A 13,243-nucleotide genomic window follows, 5' to 3' on the forward strand; every position below is an offset into this window, starting at 1 on the left:
GGGGTCGGGGAGGTAGAGGTGGTGGTCGGCGTCGGTGGGGTCGGTGACGGTGGTGGCGTGGGGGCCGAGGTCGACGTCGGTGGTGGTGCCGGTGATGTGCCAGTGTCCGGTGGGGGCGGGCGGGTTGTCCTCGGTGGTCTCCTCCCACCGGACGCCCACCAGCCAGTCGTCGTCCGCCGGCAGCGGCCGCGCACCGGGCGCGGTCTCCTCGGTGAACCAGTGGCGTTCCCGCTGGAAGGGGTAGGTCGGCAGGGCGACCCGGCGCGGCCGCGGCCGGCCGTCGACGGCGGCCCAGTCGACCGGAACCCCGCGCACGTGCAGCGCGGCCGCACTGCCGAGCAGCTCGGTCAGGTCGCGGTCCGGGCGCAGGCTGGGCAGCAGGACGGCGTCGTCGGCGTCCGGCAGGCAGGCGCGGACGAGCCCCAGGAGCACCGGCTTGGGCCCGATCTCCACGAAGGCGCGGGCGCCGCCGGCGTGGGCGGCCCGGATCCCGTCGGCGAACCGCACCGGGGCGAGCGCGTGCCGGGCCCAGTACTCCGGGTCGCACAGCCGGTCCGCGCCGACCGCCTCACCGGTGACGTTGGAGATCACCCGGATCCGCGGCGCCGAGTACCTGACGGTCCTGGCGAGCGCCGTCAGCGGCGCGGTGACCGGCTCCATCAGGGGGGAGTGGAAGGCGTGCGAGACCCGCAGCGCGCGCCCGGTGACGCCCTGGCGGGCGAGTTCGGCGACGACCTGCTCGACCTGCCCGGCGTCGCCCGCGACCACCACCTCCTCGGGCCCGTTGACGGCGGCGACCGAGACCAGCGGGTGGCCGGCGACGGCGGCCTCGACCACCTCGGGGCGGCCGCGCAGCGACACCATCACCCCGCCGGCCGGCAGCTCCTGCATCAGCCGGCCGCGCTCGGCGACCAGGCGCAGCGCGTCCGACAGCGAGAACACCCCGGCGACGCAGGCGGCCACGTACTCGCCGACGCTGTGGCCGAGCACCACCTGCGGCTCGACGCCCCAGGAGCGCCAGAGCCGGGCCAGCGCGTACTCCACGGCGAACAGCGCCGGCTGGGTGTACCCGGTGCGGTCGAGCTCGTCGCCGGCCGGCTGTGCACCGTCCGGGTACAGCAGCCCGGTCAGTGACCGGCCGAGCAGCGGGTCGAGGACCGCGGCGCACTCGTCCACGGCCTGCCGGAAGGCCGGCTGCGACTCGTACAGCTCCCGTCCCATGCCCGGGTACTGGGAGCCCTGGCCGGTGAAGAGGAAGGCCACCTCCGGGACGCTGCGACGCCCCTGGACGTGCCCGTCGAAGCTGCCCGGGCCGCCCTCGGTGAGCCGCTGCACCAGCTCGCCCGCGGTGGCGGCGACGACGGCCCGGCGGTGGTCCAGGTGGCTGCGGCCGGAGTTGGCGGTGGCGCAGACGTCGGCGAGGTCGGCGCCGCCCGCGCCGTCGGCCAGGAAGGCGGCCATCCGGGTGGTCGCCTCGTCCAGCGCGGCCGCGGTCGCACCGGAGACGGTCAGCACGTGCAGCGGGCGGGCCGGCGCCCCGGCGGCCGGTTCCTCCTGCGGCGCGGACTCCAGCACCAGGTGGCAGTTGGTGCCGCTGAAGCCGAAGGAGCTGACCCCGGCGACCCGGCGCTCCTCGGTCCACGGCTCCAGCGCGGTCGGGACGCGCAGCGGCAGGGTGTCCCAGTCGATGAGCGGGTTGGGCGTGTCGAAGTGCAGGGTCGGGGGGATCGCGGCCTCGCGCACGGCGAGGACCGCCTTGATGACGCCCGCGATGCCGGCCGCCGACTCCAGGTGCCCGAAGTTGGACTTCACCGAGCCGACCGCCAGCGGGCGGGGCCGGCCGTCGAACACCGCGCCCAGCGCGGCGGCCTCGATCGGGTCCCCGAGGGCGGTGCCGGTGCCGTGCGCCTCGACGTACCCGACCTGGTGCGGCTCGACCCGCGAGTCCTCCAGGGCCCGGCGGACGACGTCCTGCTGGGAGGGGCCGTGCGGCACGGTCAGGCCGCTGCGGTGGCCGTCCTGGTTGGTGGCGCCGCCGCGGACGACGGCGAGCACGCGGTCCCCGTCGCGGCGGGCGTCGGAGAGCCGCTTCAGCACGACCATGCCGCAGCCCTCGGCCCGCACGTACCCGTTGGCCGCGGCGTCGAAGGGCTTGCAGCGCCCGTCGGGGGACATCATCCGGCCCTTGGACAGGCTGATCGTCTCGTGCGGGGTGACGATCTGGTTCACGCCGCCGGCCAGCGCCATGTCGCAGGCGCCGCTGCGCAGGTTCATCACGGCCAGGTGGACCGAGACCAGCGAGGAGGAGCAGGCGGTGTCCACCGAGAGCGCGGGCCCGGTGAGGCCGAGGAAGTAGGAGAGCCGGCCGCTGGCGGTGCTGGTGGTGCTGCCGGAGCTGAAGTACCCGTCGAGGTGCTCGGCGCCGTGCGAGACCATCGCCTCGCGGTAGTCCACGTTGCTGATGCCGACGAAGACGCCGGTGCGCGCGGGCAGGCTCCGCACCGGCATGCCGGCGTCCTCGAAGGCCGCCCAGGAGACCTCCAGCAGCAGCCGCTGCTGGGGGTCGATGCTGGCCGCCTCGCGGGCGGAGACGCCGAACAGCGCGGCGTCGAACTCGGCGACGCCGTCCAGGAACCCGCCGTACCGGGTGGACATCTTGCCGGGGGCGTCCGGGTCCGGGTCGTAGTAGGCGTCGACGTCCCACCGGTCGGCGGGCACCTCGACGACGGCGTCGCGGCCCTCGGTCAGCAGCCGCCAGTACGCGTCGGGTCCGTCGGCGCCGGGGAAGCGGCAGCCCATGCCGACGACGGCGATCGGCTCCGGGTCGGCGGCCCGGCCGCGGGCCTGCTCGACCTCGGCCTCCAGTGCCTCGATCCGGGCCAGCGCCCCCTTCAGGAGGGCCTCGTAGGCGTCGTTCGTCTCACGCATGGTCGAAGTTCCCGATCCCCAGCTTCTTGGCCAGCAGTAGAGCCGCCTCGTCCGCCCCGGAGCGGCTCTGCGGGCCGTCCTGGCGGGTCGCGTCGGCCGGCTGGTCGCCGGCGCCGTCGCCCGAGTCGTCGGTGATGCCGACCACGTCCCAGAGGTGGTCGGTGAGGGTGTCGAACGTGGGGTAGTCGAAGACCACGGTCTGTCCGAGGCGGCAGCCGAGCGCCGTCTGGAGCCGGTTGCGCAGCTCGATGGAGCCCAGCGAGTCCAGGCCGAGCGAGAAGAAGCCCACGTCGGGCTCCAGCCCGCGGTCCGAGCCGAGGCTGCGCACCACCTGGTCCCAGACCTGGTCGGCCAGCAGCTTGCGGCGCTGGTGCGGTTCGGCCGCTGCCAGCCGCTCCCGGAAGGACTGCGCGGGGGCGGCCGCCGGGCCGGCCGGTCCGCGGGTGCGGAACCGGGACAGCAGTGGCACCGCTCCGACCTGGTGCTCCAGGAAGCGGGGCCAGTCGATCGGCAGCACCGCGACGGCACCGCCGTCGGCGTTCGTGCGGAGCAGCGCGCCGAGCGCCTCGACGCCCTGGGCCTTGGGGATGACGCCCTCGCCCATCCGCTCCAGCTTGCCGTCGAGACCCAGCCGGGCGCTCATCCCGGCCTCGGCCCAGGAGCCCCACTGCACCGCGAGGGCGGGCAGGCCGAGGCCGCGGCGGTACGAGGCCAGCCCGTCCAGGTAGGCGTTGGCGGAGGCGTAGTTGGCCTGTCCCGGGGAGCCGAGCGCGGAGGACACCGAGGAGAACAGGACGAAGAAGTCCAGCGGCAGCCCCTCGGTCAGCCGGTGCAGCAGCCAGGCGCCGCGGGCCTTCGCGGCGAACACCCGGTCGAAGCGCTCGGCGGACTGCTGGCCGAGGACCCCGTCGTCCAGCACGCCGGCCAGGTGCAGCACCCCGCGCAGCGGCGGCAGGCCGGGGGTGTCGGCGAGCTCGCGCAGGCACCCGGCCAGGGCGGTCCCGTCGGCGACGTCGACGGCGACGGTCACCACCCGGGTGCCCGCGGCGCGCAGTTCGGCCAGCACCTCCTCGGCGGCCGGGCCCGGCGCGCCGCGCCCGGCGAGCACCAGGTGGCGGGCGCCCTGCTCGTGCAGCAGGCGGGCGGTCTCCAGTCCGAGCCCGCCGAGGCCGCCGGTGACCAGGTAGCTGCCGTCCGCGCGGACGGCCGGCCCGTCGGTCCCGACCGTCGCCCGGGTGAGCCGGGCCAGGTGCCGGACCCCGCCGCGGTAGGCGATCTGGTTCTCGTCCGAGCCGGCGAGCGCGTGCAGTTCGGCGGCGAGTTCGGCGGCCTGACCGGCGGCGGGCCGGGTCGGGTCCAGGTCGATCTGGGTGTGCCGCAGGTCCGGCTGCTCCAGGACGACGACCCGGCCGAAGCCCCACAGGGCGGCCTGCGCCGGCTCGGTCGCCTCGCGGTCGGCGAGGGCCTGGGCGCCCCGGGTCACCACGGCGAGCCGCGGTGCCCGCTCGCCGCGCGCGGTCAGGGCCTGGACCAGGTGCAGCAGGCGCACCCCGTGGTCGAGCGCGGCCTCGGACGAGCCTCCGTCGGACGGGCCGTCGGCGGTGGCCTCGACCGGCCAGGCCGCGACGACGAGGTCGCGGTCGCCCGCCTCGTCCAGCAGCCGGGTGAAGCCGTCGGGGCCGTCCGCGCCCGCCGGGTCCGCGGTGCGGCAGTCGACGCCGCGGGCACGGGCGGCGTCCGCCAGGGCCCGGCCGGCCGGGCCGTCGGCGAGGACGAGCCAGCGCTCCCGGCCGGGGGCGGCCGCCGGGTCGAGCGGCTCGGGCGTCCAGGACAGCCGGTAGAGCCAGTCGCGCCAGGCGGCGTCCGGGCGGCCGACCATGGTCTGCCGGTCGGCGCGCTTGAGCAGCACGCCCTCCATGGTGAGCAGGAGCAGGCCGTCGGCGTCGTAGAGGTCGACGTCGCCGTGCAGGGTCTCGGGGTCGTCGCTGTCGGCGGGACGCAGGCGCGCGTGGCACCAGGCGTGGGTGCCGACCCGCTCGTGGAACCGCATCCGCTCCACGCCGACCGGCACGTAGGTGCGCCGCCCGTACTTCTCCGGGTACGTCACCGTCAGGGCCAGGAAGCAGGCCTCCAGCAGCACCGGGTGGATCCGGTGCTGCGGGGCCTCGTGCCGCAGCGCCTCGGGCAGGGCGATCCGGGACAGGCAGCGGGTGTCCTCGCGCCACAGCCTCTCGGTGGCCCAGAACAGCGGGCCCAGGTCGATCTCGCGTTCGCGCTCGCCCTGGTAGATCTCCTCGACGGGGATCTCGGTGGTGAAGCGGGCGCGCAGCCCGGCCAGCGGCTCGGCCGCCCGGTCGGCGGGCTCCTGGCGGGCGGCCGGGGCGAGGCGCCCCGAGATGTGCTGCGTCCAGGGGCCCCGGCCCTGGTCGGCGAGGCGGGAGAAGATCCCGAGCCCGTGCTCGTCCTGGCCCTCCGGCTTCAGCACGATCTGGACGTCGCGGTCGGCCCGTTCGTCGGGGAAGGTCATGGCGCGGTGGATGAAGAAGTCGCGCAGTTCGACGGCCTCGCTGCCGAAGGCCTCCTGACCGGCGGCGAAGGCGGTCGCCATGTAGGCCACGCCGGGCATCACGATGGTCTGGAAGACCCGGTGGTTCTCCAGCCACGACAGGTGGCGCGCGCCCACGACGGCTCCGAAGCGGATGTCGTCGGTGTCGGCCAGGTCCAGGCGGGTGCCGATGAGCGGCAGGCCCTCCGGGGCGGCGGGCCGCCGGGCCGGGCCGGCCGGGGCGTCGATCCAGTGCCGCTGCCGCTGCCAGGGGTAGCCGGGCAGCGGGACCCTGCGGTGCGTCCCGGGCCGGTACAGCCGCGCCGGCTCGACCGGGACGCCGGCCTGCCACAGCGCGCCGACCGCCTCCAGCAGCTGGCTCCGCTCGCGGTCGGCCCGCAGGCTCGCCACCACCAGCGGCTCGGCGTGCGCGAGCTGCTCCCCGACGAACTGCAGCAGGGTGGGCCGGGGCGAGACCTCGACGAAGACGTCGGCGCCGAGGCGCTCCATCGCCGCCACCCCGTCGGAGAACCGGACCGGGCGCATGACGTGGTCGACCCAGTACTCGGCCCGCGCCATCTCCGCGCCGATGACCTCGCCGGTGACGTTGGAGACGACCGGGGTGTGCGGGGCGCGGTACTCGACGGCCCCGGCGACCTCGGCGAACCGGGCCAGCACGGGCTCCATCAGCGGCGAGTGGAAGGCGTGCGAGACCGTCAGCTCGCGGTGGCGCACGCCGCGTTCGACGAGCTGCGCGACGATCGCCGCGACGGCCTCCCCCGCGCCGGACACCACGGTCGAGCGGGCCCCGTTCACGGCCGCGATCGAGACCTCGGCCGGGTACGGGGCGATCAGCTCGGCGACGTCCCGCTCGGGTGCGGCCACCGAGACCATCCGGCCGCCCGCGGGCAGCTCCTGCATCAGCCGGCCGCGCTCGGCGACCAGCGTCAGGGCGTCCTCCAGCGAGAAGACCCCGGCCCGGCAGGCCGCGACGTACTCGCCGAGGCTGTGGCCGATCATCACGTCCGGCCGCACACCCCAGGACTCCCACAGCTCGGCCAGGGCGAACTCGACCGCGAACAGGGCGGGCTGGGCGTACTCGGTGAGGTCGACGAGCGGCTCCGCGCCCTCGGCGGGGAAGAGCACGTCGAGGAGCGGGCGGGCCAGCCTGCCGTCCAGGAGGGCCGCACAGCGGTCGAGGGCGGCCCGGAAGACGGGCTCGGTCCCGTACAGCTCCCGGCTCATGCCCGGGTACTGCGAGCCCTGGCCGCTGAAGACGAAGGCGGTGCGCCCGGTGCGGCGCGGGGCCGCGGGCCCGGCGGGGTGGGCCGCGAGTGCGGCGGCGGCCTCCTCCGCCGTGCGGGCTACCACGGCCAGGCGGTGCTCGAAGGCCCGGCGGCCGACGGCGGCGGTGAAGCAGGCGTCGGGGAAGGGCAGTTCGGGGTGGTCGGTGAGCCAGCGGGTGTAGCGCCCGGCCAGCTCGTGCAGGGCCCCGGGGGTGCGCGCGCTGAGGGTGAGCAGCTGCGGCCGCTCCTCCCCGGCGTTCTCGGCGGCCCCGGTCCCGGGGGCCTCCTCCAGGACGACGTGGCAGTTGGTGCCGCCCATGCCGAAGGAGCTGACCCCGGCGCGGCGCGGTGCGGCGCCCGGCGCCCAGTCGGTGGTGGCGGTGTTGACGAAGAACGGCCCGGCGGCGAAGTCGATGCGCGGGTTCGGCTCGGTGAAGTGCAGGCTGGGCGGCAGGGTGCGGTGCCGCAGGGCCAGCGCCGTCTTGATCAGCCCGGCGATGCCGGCGGCCTCGTCCAGGTGGCCGATGTTGGTCTTCACCGATCCGATGGCGCAGGAGCCGGCCGGCGCGGGCTCCGCGGCGGCGTCCCGGAAGGCCTCGGTGAGCGCGGCGATCTCGATCGGGTCGCCCATCGCGGTGCCGGTGCCGTGGGCCTCGACGTAACCGACGGTCGAGGCGTCGACGCCCGCGGCGTCCAGCGCCTCCCGGACCACGTCGGCCTGCCGCTCGACGCTCGGCGCGGTGAAGCCCACCTTGTCCGAGCCGTCGTTGTTGATCGCGGAGCCCTTGACGACGGCGATGACGTGGTCGCCGTCGGCGAGCGCCTCGTCGAGCCGCTTGAGCAGCACCACGCCGCAGCCGTTGCCGAACAGCGTGCCCTCCGCCTCGGCGTCGAAGGCCCGGCAGTGCCCGTCGCGGGAGCGGATCATGCCCTCCTCGTGGAGGTAGCCGCCCTTCTGCGGCACCACGATCGACACGCCGCCGGCCAGCGCCATGGCGCTCTCGCCGGCCTGCAGGCTGCGGCAGGCGAGGTGCAGGGCGACCAGCGAGGTCGAGCACGCGGTCTGCACGTTGACGCTGGGGCCGCGCAGGTCGAGCTTGTACGAGACCCTGGTGGGCAGGTAGTTGCGGTCGTTGCCGAGCTTCAGCTGGAACTGCAGCATGTCCGCCTCGATCAGCGGGCCGCTGTCGGGGATGCCGAAGTGCGGGTTGAGGTTGTTGACCAGGTAGGTGGACATGCCGGAGCCGGCGAAGACGCCGACCGGGCCGTGCGCGTCGCCCGGCACGTAGCCGGCGTGCTCGAACGCCTCCCAGGCGCACTCCAGGAACACCCGCTGCTGCGGGTCGATGGTGGCGGCGTCCTTGGCGGTGATGTCGAAGAAGCCCGCGTCGAAGCCCTCGATGTCCGGCAGCACTGCGCCGGCCCGCACGTAGTCGGGGTGGTCGCGCAGGCGCGGGTCCACCTGGTCGAGCTCCTCGGGCGAGAGCGGGGTGACGGACTCCACGCCGTCCCGCAGGTTCCGCCAGAAGGCCTCCAGGTCGTCGGCGCCGGGGAAGCGGCCGGCCATGCCGATGACCGCGATGTCGGCGCCGAACGCGGGGGCGCGGCGGGCGGGGGCGGCGGGCGCCCCGCCGTCGGGCCCGGTGCCGGCCCCGTCGAGGTGCGCGGCGAGCGCGCGGACGGTGGGGTGGCGGAACAGGTCGACGACGGAGAAGGGGCGGCCCAGTTCGGTGATCCGGCGCTGGACGGCCACCAGGTGCAGCGAGGTGCCGCCGATGTCGAAGAAGTTGTCCTGGACCCCGATCGAGTCGAGCTGCAGGACCTCCTGCAGCACCTCGACCAGGAAGCGCTCGGTGTCGGTGCCGGCGCGGACCGCGGCGGCGTCCGAGAGCCGCTCGAGGACGGCGGGCGGGGTGAGCCGGCGGCGGTCGGTCTTGCCGCTGGAGGTCAGCGGCAGCGCGTCGAGCAGGTCGTAGGCCTCGGGCACCATGTGGCGGGGGAGCCGGTCGCCGAGGTGGGCGTGCAGCCGCCGAGCCGCGCCGTCGCGGGCGGCTCCGGGCCGCAGCACCACGTGGGCGACCAGCCGCTTCCGGTCCTGTTCCCCGTGTGCGAGCACGACGGCCTCGCGCACGTCGGGGTGGGCGGTGAGGGCCGCCTCGATCTCGCCGGGCTCGATCCGCACGCCGCGGATCTTGACCTGGTCGTCCATCCGCCCGAGGTGCTCGACGGTGCCGTCGGCCGCGGCGCGGGCGAGGTCGCCGGTGCGGTAGAGGCGGCCGGGGCCGAAGGGGTTGGCGACGAAGCGCTCGGCACTGAGGTCGGGGCGTCCGAGGTAGCCGTCGGCGACGCCGGCGCCCGCGATGCAGAGTTCGCCCTCGGTGCCGGCCGGCACCTGCTGCAGCCGGGCGTCGAGCACGTACACCTGGACATTGTCGATCGGCAGGCCGATCGGCACCGTCCGGGGCCAGTCGGCCGGGTCGCCGTCGAGGGTGCAGGTGGTGGCGTCCTGGAACTCGGTGGCCCCGTAGTGGTTGTGCAGGCGCGCGCCGGTGCGGCGGAACAGGTCGAGGGTGGCCGGGGTGAGCTGGAGCAGCTCGCCGGTGGTGACCACCTCGGTGAGCGCCGCGGGGGCCGCCCGGCCGGTGACGGCCTCGGCGAGCTGCCCGAGCGAGGTGACCGGGACGAAGAGCCGCTCGACGCGCTGCTCGGTGAGGAAGTCGGCGAGCGCGAAGGAGTTGCGCCGTACCTCGTCGTCGGCGAGCACCAGGGTGCCGCCGAAGCAGAGGGTCGAGAAGATCTCGTGGAAGGAGAAGTCGAAGCTCACCGTGCAGACCTGCGCGGTGCGCGCGCGGCAGCTGCCGGGGCGGGTGCGGTCGTGCCACAGCAGCATGTTGACGAGGGACCGGTGGGCCATGGCGACGCCCTTGGGGCGGCCGGTCGACCCGGAGGTGTAGATCACGTAGGCGGGGGCGTCCGGATCGGCGGTCGCGCCGGTCGCGCCGGTTTCGCCGTCGGGACGGGTCGCGCCGTCCCCGGCGGCCGCGGCCCACCGCTCGTCCAGGACGAGGACCCGGGCGGGGACGTCCGGGAGCGGGCGGGAGCCGTCCGTCACGATGACGCCGACACCGGCCTGTTCGGCGATGTGGCGCACCCGCTCGTCGGGGTCCGCGGTGTCCAGGGGGAGGTAGGCGGTGCCGGCCTTGAGGACGCCCAGCATCGCCGCGAACAGCTCGGGGGTCCGCTCCATGCACAGGGCGACCGGGACGCCGGGACGGGCCCCGGCGGCGCGCAGCCGGTCGGCGACGTCCTCGGCGAGCCAGTCGAGCTGACCGTAGGTCAACTCCCTGTCGCCCCGCACGATCGCGATCCCGTCCGGGGCCGCCTCGACCGCCTGCCGGAAGAGTCCGTGGACCGTGACGGAGGGGACGTCGACGGCGGTGCCGTACCACGCGCTCGACTCCGGGGCGCCGCCCTGACCCTGCGTACCGACCGCGCTATTCATGGTGCAGTTCCCCCAGAGTCTGACTTGCGAGCATGCGGAAGCGGCTGGATTACCCGTAAGGCCCGTGACGGCCGGTCCCCCCGGCGGCCCGGGCGAATGAACCCGTGATCTACCTGTCCCCGTTGAACCAGCGATCTACCTGTCCCCGTTGATCAGTGTTGATCGGTCGTCAGATCGTCGACCGTTGCGCCAATGTGATCTGCCGTCGGGCCCCAGAGTAAGCAGCTGGGTGACCCGGTGCGCAAGAGTGGCTGACGAACTTTTGACCCCCGGAGTTCCCCGCTTCCCGGACGAGATCCTCAGTCGAACCTTCTGGGCAGTCCAGCGTTAACCCTTGTTATCTTGATCACATGGTGGGATGCTGCTCAGCAGGTAGGCTGCGGGTCGGTCAGCTCGGTCCGGCGTTGAGAGATCATCGTTCCCGCATGTCACCGGCTTCCTCGGTGCTTCGTGGCCGAAGGCGTCGGTTGCCGCGCCTTTGCCGACTCGTGATCCGGGGGCGGAGCATCTGTTTGTTCTATTGATCGGCGTGAGTGGTATTCCGTCCGCCCTTTTCATGAACACCAATTAGGGGACCGGTGTCCTTATTTCGAGGACCGTCGGGGTTACCGGCCAGTACGGGGAGACAGGGGAAATAGCCATGGGGAACGTTCGCACCGTCGGGGTCATCGGTGCCGGGGTCATGGGGCGGGGTGTCACCACGGCGTTGCGGCAGGCCGGATTCCGGGTCGTCCTGGTCGACCGCGACGAGGAGATCCTGGAGCGCACCCGGGCCCGGCTGCGCGATGACGTCCGGCTGTACGCGATGCTCGCTCCGGGATCGGCCATCACCGCCGACGAGCTCTTTGCCGAGACCGTGTTCACGACAAATCTCGAGGACCTCGCGGACGTCGACCTGGTCGTCGAGAACGCCACCGAGCTCTGGACGGTCAAGCGCCCGATCTATGAGCGGCTCGGCGGGATCTGCCGGCCGGACGTCATCATCGCTGTGAACACGTCAGCCATCTCGATTACCCGGCTCGGCGCTCTGACCGGTCGGCCCGAGAACGTGATCGGCATGCACTTCATGAACCCGGTGCCGTTGAAGCCTACGGTCGAGGTCATTCGCGCCCACCACACCTCGGAATCGACGGTGGACGCGGCCCGCGAGTTCCTCACCGCCCTGGGTAAGAAGAGCATCGTGGTGAACGACTCCCCCGGGTTCGTCACCAACCGCGTCATGATGCTGACCGTCAACGAGGCGGCCTTCCTGGTGCACGAGGGCGTCGCGTCCGCGGCCGACACCGACCGGCTGTTCGTGGAGTGCTTCGGCCACACGATGGGCCCGCTGGAGACCGCCGACCTCATCGGCCTGGACACCGTGCTGCTCTCGATCGAGGTGCTGTACGACGAGTTCAAGGACAGCAAGTACCGCCCGTGCCCCCTGCTGACCAAGCTGGTGGACGCCGGCCTGCACGGCCGCAAGAGCGGGCAGGGATTCTTCAACTACGAGTCCGCCAAGCGCGGCTGAAAAGGGAGGGCGACAGACATGGCCGACAACAGGGCCGTCATTCGCGAGTTCATTCTGGAAAGCATCACCGAGTCCACCGTCGGGGACGACGAGGACATCTTCGAGCGCGGTCTGGTGCGCTCGATGTTCGTGATGCAGCTGGTGCTCTTCGTGGAACAGGAGTTCGGCATCTCCGTCACCGGTGACGATCTCCAGTTCGACAACTTCCGCACGGTCGAGCGGATCGACGAACTGGTCACCCGCAAACTGGCCGCTGCCTGACGGAATCGGAGGGCGAGAGGGTTTTCGGATGCCGACTGTACATGTCCGACTTTCTCAGCGGGTGCCGGAAACCCTGGCCCCCGAACTGATGAAGCGGCTTTTCTTCGCGGCCAGCTCGATCGAAGAGTTCCAGCTATTCACGGAGGACGGCTCCGTGGTCGGCGTCGAATTGACGCTGAATTCCGCGGATTCCGCCGGGGTGGCCGAGAAGATCGACCGCGTGGTGGCCGAGCAGGTGCTGACCCAGCGTCCGCTGGCGCCCCGTTCGGTCTGGGAGTCCCCGGTGGTCCGGAGCGAGTTCACGGACGCCTTCCCCGAACTCCTGGCCCAGGACACCGTGGTGGTGTCCGGTGAGGGCCAAGTCGGATTCGCGGAGCCGCTGATATCGCTGTTCGGCTACCTCGACCGGAGGCTGCGCGCCATCGCGCTGAGCCTCGAGGGGGCCCGCGAGTACCAGTACCCGACCCTGCTGCCGACCAGCGTCCTGGACCGGTTCGGGTACTTCGGCTCGTTCCCGCAGTTCCCGATGTTCGTGACGCGGCTGCACAACGACATCGACGTCTACGCGGACTTCGTGGAGCGGTACCGGGAGGAGCAGCGGGTCCCGGACGACCTCTTCGCGCACTGCTCCAACACCGACTACTGCCTGCCGCCGACGATGTGCTACCACAGCTTCCACCAGTACCAGGGGCGGGAGTTGGCGGGGGACTCGGTGGTCACGGCACGCGGCAAGTCGTTCCGCTACGAGTCCCGGTACCACACCAGCCTCGAGCGGCTGTGGGACTTCACCATCCGCGAGATCGTCTTCATGGGCACCCCGGAGTTCGCCGCCGAGTGCCGCAACTCCGTGATGCGCCAGACCTTCGCGCTGATGGAGGAGCTGGAGCTGGCCGGCGGGTGCGAGGTGGCCAACGACCACTTCTTCGCCAACGCGGACACCGCGGGCAAGATCCTCTCCCAGCGGATGATGGAGCTCAAGTTCGAGCTCCTGCTGCCGGTCGCGGCCGACCGGTCGATCGCCGTGGGCTCCTTCAACCTGCACGGGCACTTCTTCGGCGAGTCCTTCGACATCAAGGGCCCGGACGGCGGCCCGATCGCGAGCGGCTGCGTCGGGTTCGGCCTGGAACGGCTGGTCCACGCCTTCTTGAGTCAGCACGGCAGTGATCCCGCACGATGGCCGACCGCGGTCGCACAGGAGATTGGGTAGACGC

General features: G+C 73.3%; 4 protein-coding genes and 1 pseudogene. 3 read left to right on the top strand and 2 right to left on the bottom strand.

The genetic code is table 11. The annotated features are described in order from the left end of the window. Window positions 1–2,928: pseudogene (gene gdnF, locus ACFYUY_RS29090) on the bottom strand (guadinomine polyketide synthase module 2 GdnF); the annotation flags it as partial. Further along, entirely contained in the window at window positions 2,921–10,261 is a 7,341-nt protein-coding gene (locus tag ACFYUY_RS29095; RefSeq protein ID WP_387905010.1) for an amino acid adenylation domain-containing protein, read from the bottom strand. The gene ACFYUY_RS29095 and the pseudogene gdnF, both read right to left, overlap by 8 nt. A 640-nt stretch (window positions 10,262–10,901) precedes the next feature. On the opposite strand from ACFYUY_RS29095, the gene ACFYUY_RS29100 reads away from it, so the two are divergent. The 3 genes from ACFYUY_RS29100 to ACFYUY_RS29110 all read left to right on the top strand — a co-directional run bounded on the left by ACFYUY_RS29100 (window position 10,902) and on the right by ACFYUY_RS29110 (window position 13,239). Beyond that, window positions 10,902–11,771: a 3-hydroxyacyl-CoA dehydrogenase NAD-binding domain-containing protein gene (locus ACFYUY_RS29100; protein WP_360212043.1), complete on the top strand. Its 870-nt coding sequence runs from the start codon at window positions 10,902–10,904 to the stop codon at window positions 11,769–11,771. An 18-nt stretch (window positions 11,772–11,789) separates the two neighbouring features. Beyond that, a complete protein-coding gene (locus tag ACFYUY_RS29105; RefSeq protein WP_360212041.1) occupies window positions 11,790–12,032 on the top strand; it encodes an acyl carrier protein in 243 nt (80 codons plus the stop codon). 88 nt (window positions 12,033–12,120) lie between these two features. After that, window positions 12,121–13,239, top strand: coding sequence for a hypothetical protein (locus tag ACFYUY_RS29110; protein WP_387905013.1), 1,119 nt, complete (start codon window positions 12,121–12,123; stop codon window positions 13,237–13,239). The last annotated feature ends 4 nt before the right edge of the window (window positions 13,240–13,243 follow it).

The organism is Kitasatospora sp. NPDC004745 (genome assembly GCF_042873275.1).
Taxonomy (GTDB): domain Bacteria; phylum Actinomycetota; class Actinomycetes; order Streptomycetales; family Streptomycetaceae; genus Kitasatospora.